We start from the raw sequence: 26,298 nt of genomic DNA, 5'->3' as shown, positions 1-26,298 counted from the left end.
AGGATATTTACGAACAGATTCGTAAGATTATCGCAACGTGTTAGACGTCAGGCGGTGTCAAATGAGTAAACTTTCCTGTTACAATCGGCAATCGCATCATGTTAGACATCCGCCTGCTAAAGATAAATAATGGATTAATCAAAACTAGATGATTTTATAGACACAGTTTGTTTCATTACAAGCTGTGTTTTTTTGCGTCAGGAGGATAATCATTTTGAAACGATTCATTGTAATGATCCTTTTTATCTTTATTATCGCATTCAGCGCAAATATCACTGCATATGCCGGGGATGGAGAAGGAAATATGAGCGGCGGTGGGGGCGGTATGGGAAGCGGAACCGCTGAAAATGTTTGGCATAACGGCGATGACGGTGTTCGGGTTACGGTTGTTAGGACAAGTGATAATAAACCTGTTTCAACTCCAATCGATCTAACCAACAAAAACGAAAGCAGCATTCATAATCATTTTGGAAAAGTATGCAAATTACAATATAAAAATGGTGTCTCATTAATCGGAACAGCAACAACGTATACCTTCATAAATCCAGGTCAATCGCTCCCAACAATTATTACAGGAAACAGCACTAATAACATTGCGGCAATTAAAAGCTACTTTACAGATCAACAAGTTATTAAAAGAATCGCAAGCTGGACCGGCATCCCTTACGACAAGCTCACTGACGGCACGTACAAGCTCCTTTTGGAGCCAATCGCCTACTTTACCTTTGAGGGCTTTAAAATGGCTATGACGGCCACAGAAGCGGCAAAGTACGACCAGATGTTGAGCGGAGGATTGCGGAGCAAGATGGTTTCCCTTTCGCATCAGAATCTGCCGCTTTCCATGTTCCTGCAAACGGCGGATATGGGGTATCCCGCCTATAAAGGTTCAACCAGCAAGCCGCAGTCTGACACGACGATCATTAACCAACTCGGCCTAGGCATTGTCAAATTCAAGGATGACGGCGGCTCTGATCCGACGCCGCCAGCCAGCTCCACGGCAACCTACCGTGTTAACACCGACGTTGTCACCGCGGTCACGCTCAGTACGGACGATGAGATTGATCCGGACCATACCTCTAAGGTTACATTTCACATCAACGGCGGAACCTACACCATGACGAATATCGTGATTCCACAGGGAGAGAGCCAACTGGTCTGGTGCAAATGGCACACGCCGTCCACACCGCAGACAATAAACATTTCGGTATCGGCCTCAAAGGGATCTCTTGATGTTGGCAGCATCAAGGCAAACATTGTTTCCATGGATGGACACGAACCGCCCGATCCGACCGCCAGTGACCGCAACGACAGCTTTCGGATGCCTTCCGTTCCGTCCCCTGCGGTTACAACGTCCAATAGCTGGGGCGTGTGGTCCGGGTACTGGGTTCCCAACTGGGTATGGCATGAAGATTGGCACTGGGTCTCAGATCCCGGTTCAGCAACCGGCGGACACTGGAAGGACAAAGGGAAATGGGTCGATGAAGGTTCCTGGCATTATGACTTTACGTCCTATCACGCAAAGCTCTCAGCCAGCATGTCACTGATGCCCAGCAAACACGATTGGAGCGCCAAAGGCAAGGAAATGAAATCCGGATATGGAGTGACCGTCAGCGTGAACGGAGTCAATAGCTCTAACGCTTCTTTGTCTCAAGTCACGGCGCCGCAGACCGGCCTGTGCTACTTCCCGGAATTTGATTATAAAACGTACTGGCGTCACCTTGACTGCTCCGTGTCCGGAACGTCGGCGGCACTGGAATTTGCCAAAAATAAATACTCGACCTATGAAGATCGAGTACAGTTTACGCCGCTCTGGTTTCCGGATAACAAATACACTGTTTACGCTTACTTAGAGGATGCATGGACTCCGGCCGGGATGCTCTCCTACGGCCTGTCGGACTATGTGGTCATCAAAGGGAACGTTTATCAGGATTGGCACATCGGGCCAAAATTGGTGGACTGATACCGGACTTGATATCTAGTCATATTTAGTCTCAATATTTTACAATTATTACATTTCACTACAATGCTGTTACTATTATTGATTTAAATAATAATAATTATATAATAATGCTATAGAGTAATAAATGAACGAAGCTTACTGATTATGATCCATTTCACTGAGCTCAAAACTTTGAGAGGAGGATAACATATTTGATTAACAGAAAATCTATAGAAGTAGCCGAAGTTTACCCTTTTGGTCATAGGAGGTTTAACTGTAAGATAGTTGCTTTATTTGCTGCTTTCATTTGTTTTATTCCTGCTTTGACCGGATGTTTCAATAATAATGCGGAAGATCCAAATTGGGACAAAACGCACACCACAGTTACTTCGCCCGAAGAAGCGATACGTCAATTCGGAAACGATCTTCTGCTTGACAAGATAGTTTTAAAGAATGGTTATTCCAAACCTTATACCGAGTATATTCTAGAACATTCCGGTGAAAACAGTGTAACCTATAAAAATCGGCAGGCTTGGCGGGAGCTGTCTATTCAAGTAAATTATGGTGGGAAACAATTTAGTACAGATGAAGATAATGTTGCTCTCCATATTTTTTTTAAAGAGAATGATCGAAATTTGATTGGCAGCGAAAAATATCCCAATGATGGGTATGAGAATTTGTTATCAGGAAGCAAAACGACAAAAGAAATAAATGGAATAAAAGTAACCTATCATGATTTTTCAACGAAAACCTTTATAAATGCATTTTGCGCTGAATTTAAATACCTAGGATACACTTATTTCTTAGAAACATATTCGAAAAGTAATAAAAATTTGTCTTGGGATACCATAAATCAAATGTTGAACTAATAGAGGTATTAAGCTAAAAATAGAGCACGCCTAGGAGGCATACTTTATTTATATTTTATTATAGTAGGAGGTAATTCCAATGTTTTAATCATCACATCACACATTAAAAATATAAGGATTTTGAAAGGAGCTTCTATATGAAAAAGCGTATTCTTAGCGTTATCTTGATATTAGCAATGGCATTTTCACTTTCTACAACAGCCTTTGCAGCGACACCTGATAATGCTAAAGACCCTTTAACAGATAGGATCAAATCATTTGTTGAGACAAAAATTGATGCAGCCAATGCCAAAATAACAATAAGTGAGACAAAACCCTTATTAGATTTTGCCGGAAATAAATATGATCTAGTAGAATGCAGTCCAACTGGATATTATATTATTCATCCAGAGTCAGGTATTGTTGTGGAATCTGCTACTAATGCAAAGTCACCATACAAAGGGTTCTACTCCAACCTGTATTACGGAGGCCCTACATATTACTACGTCAAATCAGATAAAGGCTATGTACATACCATAGAAGGCACAACTATTACTGATGTAGATGCCGCTTCTGAACAATGTAATGAAATCAACAGTAAACTAATCTCCCAGGCAAATATTGAAGTAGCAGACTATATTAAAGGCAAAAGTTCCAAATTAGACACAACTCAATCTTTGGCTAATTTAAATTCTGCAGATTATTGGGTTGTTGACCATGATTGGTTTTCTTATAATTCAGTATCCTTCGGGTATGTTGATGGTGGTTATTGTGGCTATGTCGCATCAAATCTCATTTTAAAATACTGGAATTACGTTGGAGGGCATTATCTTCCCTCTCAATATGCATCAATTAGTAGCACCACACTGACCAACGAGCTTATTGCCATAGGCAAAAATTTAGGTTACGGTGCCGCTACATGGGCTTCGCAAATTACTAATGTAATCAATACATTTTGTAATCAAAATTCTCTATCAGCATGTTCGAGTTGGCATGCGGGCACATCAGGCATGATAAACGAAATTAGCACGTATCAGCGACCGATTATCCTCTTCGGAAATTTGGCTAACGCTGGAAACCACGCTGTCGTTGCATATGGCTATAATGAATACGAAAATCCAGGGTTCTATACTTTTGTCTGCCACTATGGATGGGATGGCTACGCAGATATACATATTTATGGTGGAGACAGCGTCTTTGGAAGCAATACGCAATATAATGCCGATTGGAACATGTAATATTATTCATAACTGATCTATTTTCCACTATCGTATCCATTATTTATGAATGTTACAAAAAGTAATTACTAGACAAGCTGTGAGGGTACCAGAAATGGTACCCTCTATCTTTATTAATTAATAAATTCACGAACGAATCTTGCAATGAAATTTTGCGAGATATGGAGAAAACCAAAGATTACATATCTGATAGTCTATCACAACATCTTGTGGTTTCTGCAATTCAATATTCAGCCCCGAATATCAGCTATTTTCAAATAACGGCTGATTTTCGGGGTTGACTTTTTTAAAGCATATTGGCGGTATCGAATTATACAAAAGTTTTCTTTAGGCTAATTTCTTAAATAGCCAATAACCAGGCTTTCCTGACAACAAATCAGGGAAGCCATTTTATATTTATGAACGCAGAGCAGCGGAGAAACTGACTTCGTTAATGCGGCCTGACGTTTTTCGTCTGACGGTTGCAAGCCCGCATTGTTAAGAGAAAGAACAAAAATCAATGGAGGAAACAAAATGAATCAGAATGGAAAATTCCGACCAAGGCGAGTGAACTTTGCGGCGGTTTCCAATACCGCGCTGCAAGATGTTCACCTGTCGCTTAAATCCAAGGGGCTGTACGCACTGATACAAAGCTACATTGGCAAACCAAACTTTGACCTGTACAAGAAAACTCTAAAAGATGAGTGTAAAGAAGGCTCCAAAGCGTTTGACGCCGCCTGGAAGGAACTTAAGGAAACGGGATATTTAAAAGTTTACCGCATTCCAAAAGGGATGCGAAACCAGTACGTGTATGAATTTGAACTGCTCGACATTCCGGACAAAAGCACTTCGGCGCTGATAACTCTAAATAAGAACGGAGAACCAATCGCGCCTAAAGACGAAGCTACCAAAGAACCGGAATTCAAGGTTTCCCACCTCCCCCAAAAAGGGGGGGATGGAGAACCAGAAGGCTCTCCCGATATTTCAGAAAAAACGCCTGATTTGGAGAAAAAAGAAAACAGGGAGAATGTTTCCCATCCCCCCCATTTTGGACTATATGGAAAGTCGACCCTATGCGAACCTGATAATATGCAAAACGGGGGTGATTTACGTAATACTGAGATACGCAATACTGAGATACGTAAGAAAGAATCAGTCGGTCTGTCTGATCAGGACGGATCGACTGATTTTTTGCACAGAAAATTAGAACAGCAAATCGAATACGATTACTTTGAGGAAAACTTTCCGGAAGACCTGCCCGAGGTTAATATCCTCGTTGACTGCATGATGGACATGCTTTCAGCACCAACGACCAGAATTAATCAGATTCCCCAGGAAAGGGAAACACTCAAAAGGTACATAGACAATGCCGATGCGGAAACTGTGCGTGATTTTCTGGACCACATGCGAAACCAGCCGACGAAAGGAATTCGAAACGTCACGGCATACTGGCGAAGCTCATTTGTAAATTACCTGAGAGACCGAGAGCTGGTAAAATCGGCTCTTTAGAGCCATGACAAATGTGCCTCATTTTTTTCAGAGTAAAACCAAATAAAGTTGAGAAAAGGAGAAAAAATTATGAGCATCAAAATTGCAATCACTTACGAAAAAGGCGGAGTCGCCAAAACAACGACGGCGGTAAACGTATCTGCCATGCTGGCGGAACGGGGATATAAGCCTTTACTGGTTGACCTAGACCACCAGAGCTACGCAACCAGCTATTACGGGCTATATGACGATACTCTGCCTTGTGTTAACGATGTGATGCAAGGCCGTGTCTCCGCAGCACAGGCGATTCGGTCAACCGGGTTTTGGAAGCTGGACGTGCTGCCGTCAAATTACGCATTTAAGGAAATTGAAACATTTCTGATGGTTAAGACGCGCGGGCAGGATTTTTACCTGAAAAATGCTTTACAGGAAGTTGAGGACAGCTACGATTTCATTATCCTGGACTGCCCGCCGAGCGGAGAACGAATCAAGACCAACGCTTTGGCATTCGCAGACAAAGTGATCCTGCCGGCGATTCCGGATGATTACGCCATCCAGGGACTTCGGTGCATGGCAACGCAGCTGGTTGACATCAAAAAGTATGTTAACCCCTCCCTTTCCGTTCTCGGGGTTTTGATCACCATGGATGAACGGACTTCCAATAAAGCGGCATACAAGCAGGCTCTGCAACAGCAAAGCATTTTTCCTTGCTTCCAAACCGTAATTCGTAAAAACACAAAGCTGTCCGAGGCAATCAACGCGCATCAGCCGATCAATGTGTACGAATCTAAAAGCAATGGATGTGCCGATTACAATGCCCTGACGGATGAAATTTTAAAATTGACGGCAAAGGCGGAGGGGTAAACAATGGGAAAATTAAATCTGGCAAACATCAGCGCCGGTCTGGAAAGCGTGAAAGCCATTACGGAAAATCTTGACACGCTGGCTCATAACGAGAGCATCCCCGCGGAACTGATTCTCCCGGCGGAAGACAATCCATACGCGCAGAACGATTCGGAAGAAAGCCTGAAAGCGCTGGCACAGAACATTCAGGCGAACGGGTTAATTCATCCGCTTGTGGTCAACAGAATTTCAGACCAGGAATACCGTCTGATTTCAGGAGAACGCAGATATAACGCAATCACGATGTTTTTAAACTGGGAGAGAATCTCCTGCATGGTTTACGATCATATTTCACCGAATTCGGCGGCGCTCAAACTTCATGCCGCCAATCTGGAGGTCAGAGAATATACCACAGAACAGAAACTTCGGTTCTATGAAGAAACAGACCGCCTCTTGCGCGATATGAAAGAAAGCGGCGAATATACCGGCCCGATTCAAAAAGGAATCGCGGAGCTGCTTGGAGTCAGCGACCGGCAAGTCAGAAAATACAAGGCAATCGTGGAAAATCTGCCGGAATCCATAAAAGAAGCCGTCGCTCAAGGAAAATTGAACATTAACGAAGCGGCTAAAATTGCCGCCCAACCGCATTCAGATCTGTCTGAGGAAATCTTGACCGATCAAAAAAGCGGAACCAGTTCCGCTTTTTCCTCCGATTTGCCTGCTGAGAATACTGAAACCGGAACCGGTTCCGGTTTTTCGGAGAATGATACGTCTCAGCAACCACTCAATAAGGAACCATCTAAAGATGAATCCGACATTGACCATCAATACTGGGATAAAAAAATACTGGAAGCCTTTCAGCAACATTACGGGGTGAAGGAGCTTTATATCTACTATCTGTTTGAAGTGCCGACGACGTTGGAAGCAATCAAGGATATGCTGAAACCGAGGTATGGATATTCCGGCAGAACCGTTGATTACTCAGATGGAATAAGGGGTGATGTGGATGCGCGCCCGCAAAAAATCACGGTCGAGAGCAGCAGAAAGAATATTGATCTTACCTACTCTCAGGTTGATGCTTTCATCCGCGAGTCTATCCGAAACGGAACCTGGATATCTCAGAATGATGCAAAGACTGCAATTCTTAATAAATTCAAAGGAAAGAGAGATCTATGAAAATTACCGACGTAAAAATCAGATTGCTGCACAGTGGGGATCCAATCAGAGATTGGGATCCCCGCGTACGCGCCATCGCAGGGGTAAGGCTTGACGACAAGTTTTATTTAAACGACATCAAGATATGTCAAACTTCGGAACGGTTCTGCATAGAATTCCCTCCAAACCCCTATTCCGCAAATTCAGGTCACCCGGAATATACGGTTGTGCCGGTATCTATGAAAGCACGGCGATGGATTGAAGCGGCAATTTTAGCTGAGTACGCAAAAAAAGTTCAGGCAAAGCGCAGCGCCATTTAGTGCCGCGCTTTGTCTGACTTCTTTAATATATGGAGGTTTCTCATGAGAATATCAAAATCACCGATTGACCGATGCCCGCATTGCGGTTCCACGGAAGGATATTACACAAAAGAACAAGTACACGGAAGCATTCAGTACATGTATAATTTCGATGGCACTGAGGCCGACAATGGTGAGATGTATGATTATCTGAATTATACGGGTGGAAAGTACGCCTATTGTTTGCGCTGCGGCAAACGCCTGTTCAAGATGGAGGAATAAACATAGAAAGGTCTGAAAGGAATGGAGGAATCAAAGGATCATGAAATCTCGGTCATCGTTACCTGTCAGCAGCTGGCTGGCCTTGCGGAGTGCGCCTGCCGGATGACCGGCTACGCCGACCCGAACGGAAACCGTCTGATTACAGTCATGCAGAGTGAAAACGGAACACCAGTAAGGTTGGTACTGGCCCAGCAAAGTATATTGACAAACTGTTTAAAAACCGGAGTGTTCCGGGCCTGCGTACTCAGTCCCCCTCCGCGTGAAAAAACAAAAAGAATCTGTATTCCTAGAAAGGAGGCGCTTGTTTGTTTGGCAGAAAATCACAAAAGGCAAAGAAGCAGAAGATAGATGAATTGGTTGAGGAAGAAGCTCCGGTCGTCGATCCATACGACGATGAACCCGGCGAATGGGATCAGCTTTCGGAAGCCGACCGAGCGAAGGCGTGGTACAACCTTGAATCTCTGACTGCCGGTTCCGCTACACCAATCAGTATTCCAACCGATCAAGAAGCATTTTCCGTATATTACGATGAAGCGCACCGAGGGAACCGGTGCGCGGAATACGTCTTAGGAAAGATGTACCTGACCGGAACACTGACACAGCAAAACAACTTTCAGGCGGGCCTGTGGTTCTCCCAGGCGTCGGACCTCGGAAGCCCCTTCGCCTGTTATGAGCTGGCAAAAATGATGAACCTCGGTATCGGGTTCGGCAAAGACCCTGTATCCGCCGAAAATCTCTATGCAAAGTCGTATCAGTCCATGATGGAGCTTGAGGCCCGATCCCCAAATCCGTCAACAGAAAAGAAGCTGGCCGTTATTTGTGAAAATGCTTTGTGTCCCAACGCGGACCCATCCGCCGCCAGTCGCTGGCGGCAGCTCGCGCTCGGTACTTCTCCTTCGGTTGAAATGGGCGCGGCTGGGCTGACCTTCGACCCGGATTATATCTGCATGGCCGAAATGAAGGGCAGCGAAGCGTTTGAAACCCAGGAAGCCGCCCGAACCGGACGTGAGTCCACTGACAAAACGCACGTCCGAAAAAGTGAAGAAGCCCCAGCTATTCCTGAACTTTATTCGAATGGACCCGCGTCCGCTTTTGATGAAAAAGAGGATGCGACCGAAACAGCAATCGGACGTGAGTCCATACCAAAATCGGACGTGGTTAAAGCTGAAACCGGACGTGCGTCTAACGTGATGGAAATCCCGGTTGAATATATTTATCCGGCAGAGGATAACCCCTATGCCGCAAACGATACGGACGAAGCAATTCACGCACTGGCCCTGAGCATTCAAATAAACGGTTTGCTTAATCCTCTAGTCCTGCATAAAATCTCCGACACCGAGTACCGGATCATTTCCGGAGAAAAGCGGTATACGGCTATCACGCGATATCTTCATTGGAACACGATTCCCGCAACCGTAAAAGAAAATCTGTCGGCCAACGCCGCACAGATGATGTTACACGCCGCCAATCTGGACGTCCGAGAGTACACTCCCGCTCAGAAATTGCAGTTTTACCTGGACGCACAAAAACTGCTCCAAAAGATGAAGAAAAGCGGCGAATATTCCGGCCCGATTCAAAAAGGAATCGCTGATATGCTTGGAATGTCCGAGCATCAAATTCGAAAATACCAGAAGATCGTAGAATCACTTCCCAAAAGGCAGTTAAACCGATTTAAGAGAGGTGAAATCAGTCTTGAAAAGGCTTACTCGCTGGCCCGGGCCGCGCCGGTAAAGTCCAAAACCGGACGTGCGTCCATCCCGAAGCCGGACGCGGCAGAACCCGAAACCGGACGTGCGTCCATCCCGGAACCGGACGCGGCAGAACCCAAAACCAGACGTGCGTCCATACCGGAACCGGACGCGGCAGAACCCGAAACCGGACGTGCGTCCATCCCTGAGCCGGACGCGGTGGAGCTCAAAACCGGACGTGCGTCCATCCCGGAATCGGACGCGGCAGAACCCAAAACCGGGCGTGCGCCCATCCCGGAACCGGACGCGGTGAAACCCGAAACCGGACGTGCGTTCGTCCCGGAATCGGACGCGGTGGAACCCGAAACCGGACATGCGTCCAAGTACAAGAATCCGGAAACATATCAGGAGTGCCTTGCCCTGCTGGCACGGCTGCCGACCGCACCTGGTGAATCCTGTGCTGTTCGCAGCGGCGATGAAATTGTCATTGGAACTATTGACAGAGTGGAGGTGTACCAAAACGCGCTGCTGATTTCCGTTCTTGTCGACGGCATCCGTCGTCCGTATCCTGTTTCCCTGATCGGCACTGAACTTTTCCTGGGGCCGGATTGTTACCGGCTTGCTGAAAAAGATCAGGATGCTTCTTCCTTTTAACTCACTTCGTGGATTTTGAATTTCCGCGAAGTGTTTTTTATTTGTAAGTCTATCAAATCAATTTATCTGGAGGTATTCATTATGAACGAAGAAAAAGTTTTGAAAGTTAACTGTGTAAAACGCGCTGCAACTAACAAGCTGAACCAAATTCGAAAGATTCTGCATGATAAGCAAGGCAGCGGAATCGTCGAGTATGTTGGCATTGCCGCAGCCGCACTCATTATTATTGTCGTCGTCATTTTACCCGGTATCAATAGTCTGTTTGGGACTGATGTTTTCCCAGGATTGAGCACCGCGGTTAAGAACATCTTTAACTATAAATAATCATGCTCTTTGTCCTTGCCCTATCATGCAGCGTCATCACCGATACAGCGTTAAAAATCCGATATAATGTGACATTTCCATTGTCCTGCTTCCTCAGTTCCCTTGCTTATATCGTTCTGACGTTCCATTCCAACAATATTGACTTTGTAACGAAAGGTTTGATTCTGACTCAGTGTCTGGTTCCAGCGTCAATCATCGACTTCAAGACTCGTGAAATTCCGGACTGGATTCACGTCCTCCTAATTTTGGTTGGACTGATTCGCCTGAATCTGCCGTATAGCCTAATCGGCGCACTGGTGATCTTTGTTCCCTGTCTGATTTTCACGATGATCTCAAAAGGCGAAATCGGAGGCGGGGACATAAAACTTCTGACCGCCTGCGGATTTGTTCTGGGCTTAACCGGTATTGTATTGGGGTCTATTGTCGGCCTGACACTTTTCTGTACAATTCATCTTTTATTACACGACCATAAAAAGCGGCACGCAATGGCACCCTGTATTTCAGTGGGGTGCTTTTTTGCGTATCTGCTGATTTATTAAAGGAGGCTTTCACATACCCATGAAAAAATTGTTCCGCAACCGAACGTTCTTAGGAATTGCCAGCATTCTGATGGCAATGCTGATCTGTTTCGGTCTGGCTCCTGCCGTCAACAAAGCGTCAAACCGTCAAACGCAAATCGTTCGGGTCACAAAGTCCATTCCGGAAGGAGCCGCAATTACAAAAGAAATGATCGCAACCGTCAATGTTGGCAGCTTCAATCTGCCCGCCAACGTGTTGAGGTCGGAAAAGGACGCCGTGGGGAAATATACCAAAGCAGAGTTGGAACCGGGGGATTATATCCTCAGTACAAAAATATCAGATCAATCGCAGAGCCCGTACTTAACCGATTTAGACGGGCAAAAGCAGGCTATCTCCATTTCTATTAAAAGTCTTGCGGCCGGTCTGTCCGGGAAGCTGCAAGCCGGTGATATTATCTCGCTTATCGTCAGCGATTACGGCGACGGAAAACAAACAGTAGCACCCCCTGAACTGAAATATGTAAAACTTCTGGCAGCCACAACATCAAAAGGAACGGACACCGACCCGTCAAAAAAAGATGATAACAAGGAAGATGATAATTCCGACAACATTCCCTCGACGTTAACGTTATTAGTTTCTTCGGCACAGGCGGAAAAGCTGGTGGACTATGAAACAAACGGGCAGTTGTACGCAGCGCTGGTTTACCGGGGCGATAAGCAGACCGCACAGCAATATTTACAGAAGCAGGATGACTATCTGGAACAAATCAAGGCTCCGGAAAACGGAGTAAATTCCAATGGGCAGTAATCCGGTTATCGCCGCATGGGGCAGCCCTGGCAGCGGAACAACCGTTACCGCATTGAAAGTCGCGTTGGAACTGTCCGCGCGAAAAAGCAATGTAATTTTGGTTCTCTGCGACGATGCGGTTCCGGGCATTCCGCTGATTGCTCCGTCCTTTACCGAGAACAAGTCGCTGGGGCATTTGCTCTCCCTCCCCGAACTAACGCAAATATCCATTTTGGAGCATTGCATTCCCGTCGAAAACAGCTTGTCCCTGTTAGGATATCAACGCGGCGAGAATGAGCTGTCTTACAGCGAGTATACCCCCACACGGGCAAAAGACCTGTTTGCCTTGATTCGCAATATGGCCGACTACATCGTCATTGACTGCCACCACCAAATGATGGTCAATGATCTGACGGCAGCGGCGTTGGAATCGTCCGAAATCGTGCTGCAAATCACAAATGCCGACCCCAAAAGCCTGATCTGCATCAAATCCCAATCTCCTTACTTAGCTGAAGAACGGTTTCATTATGACCGGCACGTCAATATCATCAACAATGTGCTGCCTTTGCAGGACCCTGCCCCCTATATTGACAAGCTGGGCGGGAATGCGTACCTTCTTCCCCATGTGGATGAACTTCACCGGCAATTCTATGAGTCCAGACTGCTTGAACCAATATATGGACGGGGTGCAAAAGAATATAACGGCAATCTGAAAAAGATCATAAAGGAAGTAATTTTAAATGAATAAGAACGCGGCTTTCTTTCTCAGCGAAAAAGGAAGGTTGCAGTTTCCTGAACTGCTGAAAGAGGTTCAAAGCTATTTTTCTGAGCAGTATAAAGACCTGCTCAATTCGACAGACCACGAACAAAAGGAAATGATAAAGCCTGCAATCCGCCGGTATTTAACCGAAAACCGTCTGGGTGCAGAAGGCATGGGGATGGAAGAAGCAATCAACCGACTCTATACCGAAATGGCTGAATACAGTTTTCTCACACCCTACCTGAATTACGAAATTAAAGACGTTGAGGGAATTGAAATCAACTCGTGGGACTGTATCTGGGTTAAATTCACAGGCGGGCGAATTGAACGGGCAAAAGGCCGGTTCCTTTCCCCGGAGCATGCCAAAAATGTTATGGCACGGCTGTTGGAGCAATCCCATATCCACATGGACAATTCCAAACCATTGGCTCGCGGCCATATCGGAAAAAACATCCGAGTGACCGTCAACGGTAACGGTGGAACACTTGATGAGGATACCGGTGTCGCAGCCAGTATTCGGTTTGTAAACCCCAGTCACCTGACAAAGCAAAATCTGCTTGACGGCGGGACTCTGACACCCGAAATGATGGATTTTCTGGTTTACTGTTACCGCTATGGATTATCCATGATGCTTTCCGGTGAAACCGACGCCGGGAAAACAACGCTCATGAGCATCATAATGGCTGAGGCGGTGTTGAACCTTAAAAAGCTGATTACCATTGAAAACGGCACACGCGAATTCGATCTGATAAAACGCGATCCCAAAACGAAAGAAATCATCAACAGTATCATTCATTTAGTAACCAGAGAATCCGATGATCCGAAGCAGGCCATTACCCAGCAAATGCTTTTGGAGTGGGCCATGACCATGAACCCTGACTTCCTGTGTATGGCTGAGGTCAAAGGCTCAGAATCCTTTGAAACGGTCGAAGCTGCTTTGACAGGGCATCCGGTCATTGGAACAACACACGTTTTCAGTGCCGGTGAAATTCCCGACCGTCTTGTTCAGCTTGCATCGCTGAAAGGCAGCACCCTGAGTGACAAGACTCTGTATTCTATGGTTGTTCGGGCATTTCCGATTCTCTTTTACGCGCAGAAAATGGAGGATGACGTACGCCGTGTCACCGAAATTTGTGAATGCCAATTGGAAAACGGCGAGCTGAAAATTCTCCCGCTCTGGAACTATGAAGTTCAGTCCAATGAAGTTGTCAATGGAAAAACTGTGATTCATGGTGGCTTTGTGAAATGCGGTGTGATTTCTAAAAATTTACAGCAACGGCTTCGCCGGAAAGGAATGCCGGAAGAGTTATTGCAGCGCTTACTAAAAATCTGAAAGGAGGAATTCCATGATTTTTTACATTGCGTCTTTTTTTGCTATGATTGCCGGTATCTTTGTTGTCTTTCAAATTCAGCCTGCTGAATGTATCAAAGCCATTAAAACTTCTTTTGAGAAGCTGAATCGAAACCGGAAAACAACGCTGAAACAGCAAATCAAGCAATTAAAAAAGAAAGAACCTCGCGGTATTGTCCGCATCCTGCGGGAATCCCGCTCGATTCTTGAAGTCACTCACCGCACTGACCGGCTTCCGGTATATACGTTTTCTTCTATCCTGTTGTTTTTTTGCGGATGTGTAATCAGCCTGCTGCTTCAAAACTACTTTTTGCTTCCAGTGCTTGCTGTCGGCAGTGCGCTGATTCCGTGGCTGGTTATTCTGGCAACCGCGAGTAAATTTAAACGTCAGCTTAACAGCGAGTTGGAAACTGCGCTGGGCATGATTACTACCTCATATCTTCGCTGTGACAACATTCTGGTTGCCGTCCGTGAAAACATACCGGAACTGCAATTTCCCGTAAAAGAAGTGTTCGAAAAGTTTTCAGTGCAGGCAAGTCTGATTTCATCAGATATTCCGGCGCTGCTGGAGGAAATGAAGAAGAATATTGACAACGATACGTTTAAAGACTGGATTGACCAGCTGATTCTGTGCCAGGGCAACCGAACGCTGAAAAGCACCCTCCAGCCAATTGTGACACGTTTTTCCGAAGTGCGGGAAGTTTCCGGTGATTTGGACTCTCTTTTATATGAACCGCTAAAGGAATTCGTTGCGATGGCGGCTCTGACGATTCTCAATTACCCCCTGTTCCGCGCAATCAGTATGGAATGGTACAACACGCTGATGTACACGTTTTGGGGGCAGATCATTATGACCGTTACCTTTGTCGTCCTGTTTGTTTCCTTGACGGCGGTCATTAAAAATACCCGTGCCGTCGAATACAAGAGGTGACCGATATGACAGCTTCAGAAATGATTGTTTTCGGCCTGTTTATCACTGTTGGTTTGTATCTCATTTTCTGTGATCTCTTCCAGCTTCCATCTTCTCAGGCGGCGAAAGCTGCCATGAAAGTAACGCAGGGGGAAAAGGTCAGCTGGCATCGTGCCATTACAGAAAGGCTTACAAACACGTTGGCAAAACAGATTCACCTTGACCGTTACCGCCGTCAGGAGCTGGCGGCAACCCTGAAATACGCAGGACTGGAACAGTCGCCGGAATCCTATCTTGCTCGAATTATTGTCCGTGCGCTTTTCCGATTGCTGTGGATTCTTCCCTGCATCCGGTTATTGCCCCTGCTTATTCCTATCGTTTTGCTGTTAACCTTTAATCGAGCCTGGGATGATACGCAGAGCGCCAAAAAAATCGTTGCAGAAAAACGTCAGACCATCGAACGGGAACTGCCGCGTTTCGTTTCTACCATTGCTCAGGAAATCGGCGCAAACCGTGATGTACTTGCGCTGCTCGACGGATACCGTGAAAGTGCCGGCCCAATTTTCCGGAACGAGTTGGAGATCACCCTTGCAGGAATGCGTTCCGGTTCACCGGAGCAAGCGCTTCTCCGCCTTGCCGGGCGTGTTGGCAGCGGAAAACTAAGTGAGGTTATTCGTGGCCTTTTAGCCGCATTGCACGGTGGCGACGGTGTTCTGATTTTTTCCCTGCTCAATAACGACTACAAAAAGCTGGAAAAGCAGCTGCTTTGGAAAGAGGCCCAGAAGCGCCCCGCAAAGATGAAAAAATATTCTTACGCGCTGATGGCCTGCATCATGGCGACCTACATGTATGTCACATTTGAGCAAGTCATCAGTAATATTCACGGACTGTTTTAGCGTCCGGAGGAACAAAGTTATGTTAAAATACTTAAAATCAAAACGAGGGGACAGCGTTATAACCGCCCCTTTCGCTGTATTGCTTGTCATGTTTTTGACGGCTTTCTTTATAAAAGTTTCCCCTGTCATTGTAAGAATACAGAATCTGAACACCTATGCAAACGAGCTGTGCCGCGTTGCGGAACTTTCCGGACGGGTCGGCAGTGAAACCACGGAAAAGGAAAAGCAGCTCAATAAAGTCATGGGGATGTCCCCTGAAATTTCATGGTCAAAGACCGGAACGATTCAGCTGAACGAAACGGTATCCGTAACCTGTTCGACAACGTATGAATTAGGCTTGTTTGGTGATATTGGTTCCTACCCTGTCGCAATTAACGGTCATGCCGAGGGATCTTCGGAGGTGTACCACAAATGAAAGATCAAATAAAATCCTATCTTTCAGAGAAAACCGGAAGTGCAACATTTTGGGCGCCGTTTATTATGCTGTTCTGTCTGTTATTCGGGTCAGCCATATGGGAATACTCCCGCCAAAACACCATTGCCCCCGGCACCAGGGACGCGGTACAGACAGCGTTGACACAGGTCTGCACCGCCAATACCGGAAACGTCTATGACGGAGTCCGGGAGGGGTATTCCGGCGGATACAAAAAAGATGATACTGACTGGAGGGAAAATATCAGTAAGAATGACATCCTCTCGTTGATTGATCAGCGGCTTGGAACTCACGACGGTACTAAAGTTGTCGACGGAAAAACCTTATATCAGATTTCAGACCTATCCGTCAATTTGGAAAACACACCGTTCGCTCCAACAGATACGGACAACATACAGCAATTCTCCGGCACAGCATTCTTTCAACTGACAGCACCAATCTTTTTTGGCGGAATAGCTTTGCCGCCCGTCGTGATTCCCATGTGTGTGAAATCCGGTTATTCGCCGCAGGGGGATGTTACATTTGACAATTCTCAGGACGATAGCGGAGGGTCGCCGGTAGATGCCGTCAGCCTGAGCCGGTCTGCGATGACGCTGTGCAAAGGCGACACCGATGTTCTTGCTGCCAGCGTGCTGCCGGAGGACGCGGAAGATCGGAAAATCTCCTGGGCCAGCGCGGACAGTGCTGTCTGCTCCGTCACACAGTCCGGTGTGATTACCGGCGTCGATAAAGGCGAGACAACAGTGATGGCCATCTCGGACAGTGGGAAAATGGCACAGTGCGACGTGACCGTCGTTTCCCCTGTGACTGGCGTGACGCTCGATAAATCCAATATCAATATGATCCCAGATGCGACGGAGCAGCTGACGGCGACGGTTCTGCCCTCCGACGCCGATAACAACGGCGTTTCGTGGGTTTCGTCCGATCCGTCCGTCTGCATGGTCGATCAGTCAGGAAAGGTAACGGCGGTCGGAGCCGGACAGTCCACCATCACAGTAATGACGCAGGAGGGCGGGTATTACGCCGAATGTGTTGTCAAGGTTACAATTCCTGTGACCGGAATCACGATGGACAAGACTGCTCTGACCGTTGCCAAAGGCGGGACAGATACCCTGACGGCAAAGGTTTGGCCGGACAACGCCACAGAGCAAGATGTTCTCTGGGCCTCGTCCGACAGCTCCGTCTGCACCGTTGATGATTCTGGAAACATCAAGGCGGTTGGTGTCGGTTCCGCAACCGTTTCGGCAACCACAAAGGATGGAGATTTTACAGCAACTTGCACGATCAACGTCATAATCCCGGTCACCGGCGTTTCGGTCAGTCCGACAACCCTTACTCTAATCAAGGGAACAACCGGAACAGTTACGGCGACGATTTCCCCGTCCGACGCGACGGACAAGACCGTATTCTGGACTTCCTCCGACAGCAATATTGCTTCGGTTGATTCCAACGGCACCGTATCGGCCAATAACGTCGGAACAGCGACAGTCACGGCCAAAACCGAGGATGGAGGATATACCGCAGCCTGCGCGGTGACGGTCAAGCCCAACACCTACACTGTGACGGCCATCGCAGGGAACGGCGGTTCCGTGTCGGGCGGCGGCGTGTATCAAGCTGGCAGCGACGTGACAATAACGGCAACACCTTACGAGCACTATCATTTCGTGAACTGGACAAATGCAAGCGGCAATGTGATCGGAACCGGCAAGACTTATACCATCTACAACCTGAACGCCGACACAACCGTGTACGCCCACTTTGCGATTGACACCTTTACCGTAACTGTCAATTTCGGTACCGGCGGCACGGCAACCGGCGGCGGTACCTATCCTTACGGCACGGTCATTACCCTGACGGCTGCCCCAAATACAGGTTATCAATTTTCAAACTGGTCGGATGGCGCGCTGGAAAATCCACGAAGCTATACAGTGACACAGAATGCCACGCTGATGGCAGAGTTTGTGCCAAAGCCAATTACATGGACCTATACAACTCAAACGCCCGGAGATTATATGCACATTCATCCAACTGACAATACCGCGGCTTCGTATTATTATGAAAAAGGCGGTTTTCTCGAAAAAGGACGTGTTCAATATAATTTTACAACTCCATTAACTTTGTTCGCCGGAGATACCATTGCTATGTATAATCAAAATGGTTACGGGAATGAAGAAATCACAATTTACGGAGATAATCCGGATTGCGGTATTCTTGGCCTAACCGCTCGGCGCAACACATCCAATAAAGATAGTTATACATTATCAGAAAGCATGGTTTTACATTCCATGATAATTGTAGTTAAAAAAGCCAATTCCAACCACACCGACGGCAATGTTAAAGTTGAAATAACCACCAATGGGCATACCTTCGCATTAAATTCATCAGGAACGTCGGCAGGACAATAATGACAGTAAGGGAAAGGGCAGCCGGGTACAAAATCCGGCTGCCTGATCTATGGAAAAGCGGAACCGGTTCCGCTTTTGGAAAGGAGTGATTGCAATGCGAATCACTGAGTATGAAGTTAAGGTGGATGGCCAACATATTGGCTCAACGCCCATTGATGAACAAGCTGTCAACGCAGCGAAAGCCTATGCCGCTGAAAAAGGAACTGACGTATCTGTAACGGCCTTTATCGACGATGGACGCACCCGCGAAATCAATGTACATCCCGACGGCACCATCGACCGGCTTTGGGAAAAAAGCGGCACCACTATCACCCCTGGTTCTACCTATACAAATCATAACGGCAGCGATTATCTGTGTAAATCGATCCCCGATGATAACAGCGCCGAAATGGTACGCATAAAGGACGGCTGGACCCTCGTCGCTCATGGAATTCAAAAGTATGCCGACGGAACGATTGAATGGGACTATTCCACCGGCGGGCATTGGGTCAAAACCTCTCTGGAGGCAAAGCTTCAAACAGCCAAACAAGAAATGAAAGCTGCCGGGCCCAAGCAGCACAGCAGGGTCCGGCAAGCAGAAAGAGGATGAAGAAATGTTAAATGTATCTGTCCTGATGGGCCGTATGGTCAGTGATCCGGAACTGAAACACACGCCGAAAGGTGTCGCCGTCTCAACTTTTTCCATTGCGGTTGACCGGGATTACAAAAAGGAAGGACAGAGTCGGGAAACGGATTTTCTGGATGTTGTCTGCTGGCGCCACAACGCCGAATATGCCTGTAAGTACTTCCGGAAAGGTCAGTTGATTGCGGTCAAAGGGTCAATTCAGACACGAACATACACCGATACAAACGGAGATAAACGAAAGGCGGTCGAAATTGTCGCCGGCGACGTGTACGCCGCCTCTTTTCCTAAAAAGGACACTGAAAAAGCGAACGCAGAGCAATAACTCAAAATGAACACGGGAGGAATCAATCAACATGTCTGAAAAGTTGCAATACATCTTACAGCTTGCCTCACAGACGGCCCGGCGGATCACCGCAGGGCCGGAAGAGTGGGAATCTTTTCTCAACACCGCAGCACGACTATACAAATATCCATACCAGGATCAACTGCTTATTTACGCCCAGCGTCCCGACGCGACCGCCTGCGCGGCATACGACATATGGAATCAGCGGATGAGCCGATGGGTAAAACGCGGCTCGACCGGAATCGCATTGATTGCTGAAACTTCAAGGGGACTGCGGCTAAAATACGTTTTTGATGTTTCCGATACAAACGGAACAAAAAGAAGTAAAACGCCCTATCTCTGGCACATGACTCCTGAGAATGAGGCCGTTCTCACGGAGCTGCACAGCATGTATAACAATTCCGGAAAAAACCTTGCGGCCTGTCTGATGGACATTGCCGCGGCGACGGTTGAAGAACGGTATGAGGATTCACTTCCGGATCTCGTTCACTTTAAAAACAACAGCCTTCTGGAAGAATTGGACGAACAGAATATCAGTACCATTTTTCGGCAAACCATGACGGCCAGCGTCCAGTACGTTCTTTTATCACGGTGCGGCTATGATCCCAGGGCATACATTTCAGCAGACGATCTGCGCGGAATTGTAAATTTCAACACGTCAGCCACCCTCTCCTGTTTGGGAAACGGTACCGCAAAGCTCGCTGAAACAATTCTAAGGCAGATTGAACATACCGTTAAATTTCAGGGCAGGCAAAATCACCTTGAAAACCAGCATCGGCAGGAGTATAATGAAATCGAAGACAACTTTAACGCTTTAAATCGTAATTCTGTGAAGGAGGATTTGAGTCATGGAACTGACATATACGAAGAACGGGGATTATCTGATTCCGGATCTGAAGATGGACGAACAGCCGGAGGGAGAACTTGGGAAATACGGCAGAATGCGTCAGAAATACCTCAAGGAACACCGGAGCGGGATGTATACGGCGCTGATGCTCGACGGGAAGCTGTGGGCGCACCTGATGGAGATCGACCAGGCAGCAAACAGCAGGATGGAGCAGATCACCAAAGATCTGGCGAAACAGCGCGGAGTGACCGAAGCATTGAAAGCCAACGACCAGATGCGCTGGGTACAGGAAATGAACAACATTCAGATGGCGGCGGAGGAAATCGTCCGGGACGAACTGATTTACAGTTAAACAGCAATTCTGAAACGGCGGATGCAGCATCCGTCGTTTTGTCATCTTCGGAGCCAAACCCACCCGAACCTCAGCAGCTCAGCTTATTCCCAACGGTTGAGGAACAGGTGGAATTAATAGCACAATCCAAAGCGGAGGCGAAAGCCCCCGCTTTTCTATTTGCCGGGGTCAACGACACTGTTGTAGACCGAATCCTCTCAAGCGGAGGAAGTGAGATTAACAGTCCTCTTCGAATTTACGCGCAATATCAGGAGGGACGCTCTGCGGAGAAAATCGCACAGTTTCTCAAAAAAGAGTACGGACAGGGCGGCAAGGGATTCACCATTAACGGCGCGCCCTATTCCCTCTGGTTCAACGAAACAGGCATCACAGTTGGCAGCGGGCAATCTGCTCTCCATTCCGGAGATCAGTCTCATTTGACCTGGGAAGAAACAGAAAAGCGAATCCGGACTCTGGTGGAGAGGGGCCGCCTCCTCCCTGCTGAACATTTTGCAGAAGCACGGGAAAATGAGTTTCATGAACTCGCCGTGAATCTATGGTACCTTCGCCAGAATTTCAGTGAAGTCGCCGTACAAAATGATTTTCTGCCAACAATTGGCGAAATGTTCTTTCACCGCGGAGGCTTTCCGGAAAACGTTGCCGAGATCTATGATACTTTAAAAACAGCAGACGGCCTTTCAACCGTTGCAAGCGAAATGCAGAATTTCTGCGATGCCTATCGGCAGAACCATGATCTACTGAGATTTCATTACCACCGGCCCTCCGAAGCTCTGGAAAAGCTGAAGCTGTTACAAAAACCGGCAGTAACATTTTCATCATCACCTGCCTTTTCGGAGGAACGTCCGACTTTTATTACTCAGGATGAGCTGGACAAATATTTCACCAAGGACAAGGATTATTCGGAAGCCAGAATCAATCTTTATATTTTCTTTCGAACGCACATGAGCCGCAAGGAAAAGCAGGATTTTCTCAAACATTTTTATGGAGACGGCGGCAGCGGAGACCGAATCTGTGACACTTGGCATGACAGCAAAGGATTAAAAATAGAGCGCTCCGACCGGGATGGAAAATACGCGTCCGTATTTCTGAAATGGCCCAAGGTGGAACAGCGAATCAGCGACCTGATTGCTTTAGGGCAATTCATGACGCCCGAGGACATCGCGAATATTCCGGACTTTGAGCGAAAAGTCCTTGCGAGAAAGGTTGACTCTTTCTTTTATTACGCGCAGATCGACTGCCCCTACGAGCCGGAAGACTTCGGAATCGGATGGAAAAATGCACTTTCGATGCTCCGTGATCCGGAACAAACGGAACAGCTTTTGTCCCTGCTGAAAAATTCTATTCCTAACTTATCCTCTGAAATGCGCGGATACGAGGAATGCCTTGCGGCTTATCGCGACCTCACCGCGTATCAGGCCGGTACTTATACGTTACTCACGCCATCGGCAGATACGTCCAACGTGCTGAAAGCCAATAACGGGCAGCTATCGTTTCAAACATCCACAGAGCCAAAGGAAGAAGCAAAACATACCCCTGCTCTAGCTGAACCAAGTAGTTCCCCTCAATATGTACCTGAGCTTTCGGACGTTCCGGGCTACCTGGATCTCAGGCTGGAATATCCGAATCACATCATCGGAATCCAATCCGGAGATCTGATTCTGTTCTTTGGGAAAGATGCCGAAGCCGCAGCGCCCGCGCTGGAAACAAAAGTTTTGACTTTTGATATTCCGGAGCTGGGCGAAACTCCTGTCACCGGCTATTCACTTGGATGGGCGGCGGCAGGCGAAACTCTTCTTTTACACGGTCACAGCGTAACTTTTGCGAAACCCAGCGCAGACGGTTACGAACTCATCAAATCCCTTGAAGTCTCCGATTATATCCCACTTGGGATAAAACTGGAGGAAGACGGACGGATTTTCACAATTGAAAGCATCAATTATGATACCGGTTCCGTCAGTTTACAGGACAACACTTTTGTTGATAACACCGGTTTTCCGATTTTCCGGGTTGAAACCGTCCGGACGGTTCGCGAATGGGTTCTGGAACAGAATAAAATTGATACGGAACAGCAAATTGAAACAGGAACGGCCCTCAACGGAGAATATTTCTCTGTCGTTCCGAAACCGCAAAACTTCCGCATTACAAACGACGACCTTGGCGCGGGGGGGCCGAAAGTCAAATACCGGTTTAATATTGCCGCAATTCAGACACTTCGAATGATTGAATTTGAGAATCGCACGGCGACGCCGGAAGAACAGGAAACGCTCTCCCGCTATGTCGGGTGGGGCGGTATTCCGCAGGCATTCGACGAGAAGAACGATTCCTGGTCAAAGGAATATGCGGAATTAAAAGAACTGCTCACCGGCGAAGAATATGCCGCCGCCCGCGCTTCCGTCCTGAACGCGCACTACACTTCCCCTACCGTGATCAACGGAATTTATTCAACGTTAGAGCGTTTCGGCTTCCACACCGGAAACATCCTTGAACCGGCCTGCGGGGTCGGCAACTTCTTCGGCCTGATTCCGGGCAGCATGGAAAAAAGCAAGCTCTACGGCGTCGAACTGGACAGCATCACCGGGCGTATCGCCCATCAGCTTTACCCAAAAGCAAATATCACGGTCAACGGTTTCGAAAAGACGGAATTTCCAGATGACTTCTTTGACCTGATGGTAGGCAACGTACCGTTCGGCGGGTATCAACTGGCAGACCGGCGGTATGACCGGTACAAATTCCAGATTCATGACTATTTTATTGCAAAATCACTTGATAAGGTTCGGCCGGGCGGCGTGATGGCCTTTTTAACGTCGAAAGGGACGATGGACAAACAGAACCAGGACGTCCGGCGATATATCGCGCAGCGCGCGGAGCTTCTAGGCGCGGTGCGCCTGCCGAATACCGCGTTTCTGAAAAACGCCGGCACGGAGGTTACGTCCGACATTCTGTTTTTCCAAAAGCGCGACCGGCTCTCTTTCGAGGAACCGAACTGGCTGGAAATTGGAACGACAGAGGACGGTGTTCCGGTCAACCGATATTTTTTAGAGCATCCGGAAATGATGCTTGGAACGATGGCGTTCAGCAGCCGGATGTACGGCAATGAAAAAGAAACAACCTGCAATCCCCTGGAGGGAGTTGATTTTGAGGAACAACTCAGAGCGGCTCTCTCTTTTGTTATCGTCCCGAATCAGGAAACACTGGCTGTCGATGATCTGCTTTCAGAGGAAAGGAAAGACAACGCCGAGCGTGAACCGATTCCTGCCGATCCGGATGTGCGTAATTTCAGCTACACGCTTGTAACCAATAGTCTCTATTTTCGAGAAAACTCTGTGATGAACCCCGTCGACCTTCCGACGGTTACGCTGGAGCGCGTGCGCGGCATGGTCAAATTGCGGGACTGCACCCGAAAACTGATTGACCAGCAGCTACACGGCGCGGACGATATGGAGATTCAGGCAAGTCAAAAGCAGCTTAACACTCTATATGATTCATTTACAAAAAAGTACGGCTTGATTAACAGCACCGGCAACCGCCGTGCGTTTGATCAAGATTCCTCCTATTCTTTGCTTTGCTCACTGGAAATAATCGACGAGGACGGAAATCTGGAACGCAAGGCAGACATGTTCACGAAACGTACGATTCGCCAGCAGACGGTTGTAACCTCCGTCGAAACCGCAAGTGAAGCGCTGACGGTTTCTCTTTCGGAACGAGCAGGCGTCGATCTGGACTACATGCAGCAGTTGACCGGGTTCTCTCAGGATAAAATCATTTCCGACCTGCAGGGCGTCATCTTTCAAGATCCGAAAGCAGAAATCGCATCCCGTTTCCAATGGGTAACGGCGGATGAGTACCTTTCAGGAAACGTCCGCAAAAAGCTGGAAATAGCAAGAGAAGCGGCAAAACGCAATCCGGAGTTTTCAATTAACGTAGCAGCTCTTGAAAAGATTCAGCCCAAAGAACTTACCGCTTCGGAAATCAGCGTCCGGCTCGGCGCAAACTGGATCGAACCGGAGTATATCGATCAATTCCTTTATAAAACTTTTGAAACACCGCTTTCCCTGCAAAATGAAAAGGGAATCCGGACTCGGTATTCTCCTGTTTCCGGCGTTTGGAACATCAGCGGCAAAGGATCCGACAGTTGGAACAACGTCCAGGTCTATACAACTTACGGAACCAGCCGTATCAATGCTTACAAAATTCTGGAAGACACCCTTAATATGAAAGCCGTCAAGGTGTTTGACAAAAAAATCGGGCCGGACGGAAAAGAACATCAGGAATTGAACCCAAAAGAAACGACGCTTGCCCAGCAAAAGCAGGACGCGATTAAGGAGGCCTTTCAGAACTGGATATGGAGCGATCCGGAACGCCGTGAAAATCTCTGTAAAAAATATAACGTCCTCTTTAATTCCACGCGGCCCCGGGAGTATGACGGAAGCCACCTCACCTTCCCGGGGATGAATCCGGAGATTAAATTAATGCCCCATCAACTGGGCGCCGTCGCTCATGTTCTATATGGCCATAACGCGCTGCTCGCCCATTGCGTGGGCGCGGGAAAAACGTATGAAATGATTGCGGCGGCTATGGAAACCAAGCGACTCGGTCTTTGCAGCAAAAGTCTGTTTGTCGTTCCGAACCACCTTACCGAACAGTGGGGCGGCGATTTCCTTCGGTTATACCCCGGAGCGAACATTTTGGTTGCAACGAAAAAAGACTTTGAACCGGCAAGGCGGAGGAAATTCTGCGCCCGCATTGCTACCGGAAACTTTGATGCGGTCATTGTCGGATTCACTCAATTTGAAAAAATCCCGGTGTCCAAAGAACGCCAGGTACTGATGATTCAAGGTCAGATTGAGGACATCGAATTCGCAATCGACCAGGCTAAGGAGGAAAAAGGAGAAAACTTCACCGTCAAGCAGATGGAGAAAACCCGAAAATCCCTAGAGGCCCGTTTGGAACGTCTCAACGACGACAGCCGCAAGGATGACGTCGTTACTTTTGAAGAACTTGGCGTCGACCGACTGTTTGTTGACGAGGCGGACAACTACAAAAATCTGTTTCTCTACACCAAGATGCGCAACGTAGCCGGAATCGGGCAGACAGAGGCACAGAAATCAAGCGACATGTTCATGAAGTGCCGTTATATGGACGACCTCACCGGAGGGAAAGGTATTGTCTTTGCGACCGGAACACCGGTCAGCAACAGTATGACGGAACTTTATGTGCGCCCGTAAGGGTATATATCAAAAACCGCCTTTAGCAAGCGGCAGGTAAAATATCAGGAAAGGACGGTGAAATTACACCTGTCATCCCACAACTTATCCGGATGGGGAAACCCGATGG

22 protein-coding genes and 1 pseudogene are annotated in these 26,298 nt (G+C 47.5%); all 23 read left to right on the top strand.

The features are described 5' to 3' along the window. The first annotated feature begins 214 nt into the window (after positions 1 to 214). Positions 215 to 1,960, top strand: coding sequence for a hypothetical protein (locus CAFE_RS05775; RefSeq protein WP_156990073.1), 1,746 nt, complete (start codon positions 215 to 217; stop codon positions 1,958 to 1,960). A gap of 191 nt (positions 1,961 to 2,151) precedes the next feature. Beyond that, positions 2,152 to 2,808 (top strand): hypothetical protein, encoded by a 657-nt coding sequence (locus CAFE_RS05770; RefSeq protein WP_066649202.1) that lies wholly within the window; start codon positions 2,152 to 2,154, stop codon positions 2,806 to 2,808. 137 nt (positions 2,809 to 2,945) lie between these two features. Further along, positions 2,946 to 4,025 (top strand): hypothetical protein, encoded by a 1,080-nt coding sequence (locus CAFE_RS05765; RefSeq protein WP_156990072.1) that lies wholly within the window; start codon positions 2,946 to 2,948, stop codon positions 4,023 to 4,025. A 513-nt stretch (positions 4,026 to 4,538) separates the two neighbouring features. Further along, positions 4,539 to 5,513 (top strand): hypothetical protein, encoded by a 975-nt coding sequence (locus CAFE_RS05760; protein WP_066647255.1) that lies wholly within the window; start codon positions 4,539 to 4,541, stop codon positions 5,511 to 5,513. Positions 5,514 to 5,582: 69 nt separating this feature from the next. Then, entirely contained in the window at positions 5,583 to 6,356 is a 774-nt protein-coding gene (locus CAFE_RS05755) for a ParA family protein (RefSeq protein ID WP_066647252.1), read from the top strand. Positions 6,357 to 6,359: 3 nt separating this feature from the next. Next, complete coding sequence (locus CAFE_RS05750; protein WP_156990071.1) at positions 6,360 to 7,511, top strand: ParB/RepB/Spo0J family partition protein; 1,152 nt, start codon at positions 6,360 to 6,362, stop codon at positions 7,509 to 7,511. Further along, positions 7,508 to 7,810 carry a septation protein SpoVG family protein gene (locus CAFE_RS05745; protein WP_156990070.1) on the top strand — a complete coding sequence of 101 codons (303 nt, stop codon included), beginning with the start codon at positions 7,508 to 7,510 and terminating at the stop codon, positions 7,808 to 7,810. Before CAFE_RS05750 ends, CAFE_RS05745 begins: the two co-directional genes overlap by 4 nt. A 42-nt stretch (positions 7,811 to 7,852) precedes the next feature. After that, positions 7,853 to 8,071: a hypothetical protein gene (locus CAFE_RS05740; protein WP_156990069.1), complete on the top strand. Its 219-nt coding sequence runs from the start codon at positions 7,853 to 7,855 to the stop codon at positions 8,069 to 8,071. 21 nt (positions 8,072 to 8,092) lie between these two features. After that, entirely contained in the window at positions 8,093 to 8,419 is a 327-nt protein-coding gene (locus tag CAFE_RS19640) for a hypothetical protein (RefSeq protein ID WP_166525075.1), read from the top strand. After that, entirely contained in the window at positions 8,377 to 10,413 is a 2,037-nt protein-coding gene (locus CAFE_RS05735; RefSeq protein ID WP_156990068.1) for a ParB N-terminal domain-containing protein, read from the top strand. The genes CAFE_RS19640 and CAFE_RS05735 overlap by 43 nt, the downstream gene beginning before the upstream one ends. An 81-nt stretch (positions 10,414 to 10,494) precedes the next feature. Continuing rightward, the gene (locus CAFE_RS05730; RefSeq protein WP_156990067.1) at positions 10,495 to 10,737 is read left to right on the top strand and encodes a DUF6133 family protein; all 243 of its coding nucleotides are present in this window, start codon (positions 10,495 to 10,497) and stop codon (positions 10,735 to 10,737) included. Between the two features lie 68 nt (positions 10,738 to 10,805). Continuing rightward, on the top strand, positions 10,806 to 11,276 hold the full coding sequence (locus CAFE_RS05725; protein WP_166525074.1) for a prepilin peptidase: 471 nt from the start codon (positions 10,806 to 10,808) through the stop codon (positions 11,274 to 11,276). Positions 11,277 to 11,295: 19 nt separating this feature from the next. Then, entirely contained in the window at positions 11,296 to 12,063 is a 768-nt protein-coding gene (gene cpaB, locus CAFE_RS05720) for a Flp pilus assembly protein CpaB (RefSeq protein WP_156990065.1), read from the top strand. Continuing rightward, complete coding sequence (locus tag CAFE_RS05715) at positions 12,053 to 12,790, top strand: P-loop NTPase family protein (protein WP_156990064.1); 738 nt, start codon at positions 12,053 to 12,055, stop codon at positions 12,788 to 12,790. The genes cpaB and CAFE_RS05715 overlap by 11 nt, the downstream gene beginning before the upstream one ends. Then, positions 12,783 to 14,135, top strand: a complete 1,353-nt coding sequence (locus CAFE_RS05710) for a CpaF/VirB11 family protein (protein WP_156990063.1) — start codon at positions 12,783 to 12,785, stop codon at positions 14,133 to 14,135. The genes CAFE_RS05715 and CAFE_RS05710 overlap by 8 nt, the downstream gene beginning before the upstream one ends. 13 nt (positions 14,136 to 14,148) lie before the next feature. Beyond that, a complete protein-coding gene (locus CAFE_RS05705; protein WP_156990062.1) occupies positions 14,149 to 15,084 on the top strand; it encodes a type II secretion system F family protein in 936 nt (311 codons plus the stop codon). Between the two features lie 5 nt (positions 15,085 to 15,089). Further along, positions 15,090 to 15,959 (top strand): secretion protein F, encoded by an 870-nt coding sequence (locus CAFE_RS05700; RefSeq protein ID WP_156990061.1) that lies wholly within the window; start codon positions 15,090 to 15,092, stop codon positions 15,957 to 15,959. 19 nt (positions 15,960 to 15,978) lie between these two features. Next, entirely contained in the window at positions 15,979 to 16,374 is a 396-nt protein-coding gene (locus CAFE_RS05695) for a DUF4320 family protein (RefSeq protein ID WP_156990060.1), read from the top strand. Then, a complete protein-coding gene (locus CAFE_RS05690; protein ID WP_156990059.1) occupies positions 16,371 to 18,797 on the top strand; it encodes an Ig-like domain-containing protein in 2,427 nt (808 codons plus the stop codon). The genes CAFE_RS05695 and CAFE_RS05690 overlap by 4 nt, the downstream gene beginning before the upstream one ends. A gap of 94 nt (positions 18,798 to 18,891) precedes the next feature. Beyond that, on the top strand, positions 18,892 to 19,386 hold the full coding sequence (locus tag CAFE_RS05685; protein WP_156990058.1) for a hypothetical protein: 495 nt from the start codon (positions 18,892 to 18,894) through the stop codon (positions 19,384 to 19,386). 4 nt (positions 19,387 to 19,390) lie between these two features. After that, on the top strand, positions 19,391 to 19,744 hold the full coding sequence (locus tag CAFE_RS05680) for a single-stranded DNA-binding protein (protein ID WP_156990057.1): 354 nt from the start codon (positions 19,391 to 19,393) through the stop codon (positions 19,742 to 19,744). 869 nt (positions 19,745 to 20,613) lie between these two features. Beyond that, positions 20,614 to 20,964 (top strand): TnpV protein, encoded by a 351-nt coding sequence (locus CAFE_RS05675; RefSeq protein WP_156990056.1) that lies wholly within the window; start codon positions 20,614 to 20,616, stop codon positions 20,962 to 20,964. Positions 20,965 to 23,090: 2,126 nt separating this feature from the next. Then, positions 23,091 to 26,177, top strand: a pseudogene (locus CAFE_RS20775) (DEAD/DEAH box helicase family protein); the annotation flags it as partial. Positions 26,178 to 26,298: the final 121 nt, after the last annotated feature.

Source organism: Caproicibacter fermentans (genome assembly GCF_009746625.1).
Lineage (GTDB): Bacteria > Bacillota > Clostridia > Oscillospirales > Acutalibacteraceae > Caproicibacter > Caproicibacter fermentans.
The sequence above is the reverse complement of the archived record's forward strand: the minus strand, read 5'-3'. Positions and strand labels throughout refer to the sequence as shown.

What these genes read in the sequence shown, in the direction of transcription:
- CAFE_RS05765 (WP_156990072.1), top strand. Translation starts at nt 2,946, where the DNA reads ATGAAAAAGCGTATTCTTAGCGTTATCTTGATATTAGCAATGGCATTT.
- CAFE_RS05760 (WP_066647255.1), top strand. Translation starts at nt 4,539, where the DNA reads ATGAATCAGAATGGAAAATTCCGACCAAGGCGAGTGAACTTTGCGGCG.
- CAFE_RS05755 (WP_066647252.1), top strand. Translation starts at nt 5,583, where the DNA reads ATGAGCATCAAAATTGCAATCACTTACGAAAAAGGCGGAGTCGCCAAA.
- CAFE_RS05750 (WP_156990071.1), top strand. Translation starts at nt 6,360, where the DNA reads ATGGGAAAATTAAATCTGGCAAACATCAGCGCCGGTCTGGAAAGCGTG.
- CAFE_RS05745 (WP_156990070.1), top strand. Translation starts at nt 7,508, where the DNA reads ATGAAAATTACCGACGTAAAAATCAGATTGCTGCACAGTGGGGATCCA.
- CAFE_RS05740 (WP_156990069.1), top strand. Translation starts at nt 7,853, where the DNA reads ATGAGAATATCAAAATCACCGATTGACCGATGCCCGCATTGCGGTTCC.
- CAFE_RS19640 (WP_166525075.1), top strand. Translation starts at nt 8,093, where the DNA reads ATGGAGGAATCAAAGGATCATGAAATCTCGGTCATCGTTACCTGTCAG.
- CAFE_RS05730 (WP_156990067.1), top strand. Translation starts at nt 10,495, where the DNA reads ATGAACGAAGAAAAAGTTTTGAAAGTTAACTGTGTAAAACGCGCTGCA.
- cpaB (WP_156990065.1), top strand. Translation starts at nt 11,296, where the DNA reads ATGAAAAAATTGTTCCGCAACCGAACGTTCTTAGGAATTGCCAGCATT.
- CAFE_RS05715 (WP_156990064.1), top strand. Translation starts at nt 12,053, where the DNA reads ATGGGCAGTAATCCGGTTATCGCCGCATGGGGCAGCCCTGGCAGCGGA.
- CAFE_RS05710 (WP_156990063.1), top strand. Translation starts at nt 12,783, where the DNA reads ATGAATAAGAACGCGGCTTTCTTTCTCAGCGAAAAAGGAAGGTTGCAG.
- CAFE_RS05705 (WP_156990062.1), top strand. Translation starts at nt 14,149, where the DNA reads ATGATTTTTTACATTGCGTCTTTTTTTGCTATGATTGCCGGTATCTTT.
- CAFE_RS05700 (WP_156990061.1), top strand. Translation starts at nt 15,090, where the DNA reads ATGACAGCTTCAGAAATGATTGTTTTCGGCCTGTTTATCACTGTTGGT.
- CAFE_RS05695 (WP_156990060.1), top strand. Translation starts at nt 15,979, where the DNA reads ATGTTAAAATACTTAAAATCAAAACGAGGGGACAGCGTTATAACCGCC.
- CAFE_RS05690 (WP_156990059.1), top strand. Translation starts at nt 16,371, where the DNA reads ATGAAAGATCAAATAAAATCCTATCTTTCAGAGAAAACCGGAAGTGCA.
- CAFE_RS05685 (WP_156990058.1), top strand. Translation starts at nt 18,892, where the DNA reads ATGCGAATCACTGAGTATGAAGTTAAGGTGGATGGCCAACATATTGGC.
- CAFE_RS05680 (WP_156990057.1), top strand. Translation starts at nt 19,391, where the DNA reads ATGTTAAATGTATCTGTCCTGATGGGCCGTATGGTCAGTGATCCGGAA.
- CAFE_RS05675 (WP_156990056.1), top strand. Translation starts at nt 20,614, where the DNA reads ATGGAACTGACATATACGAAGAACGGGGATTATCTGATTCCGGATCTG.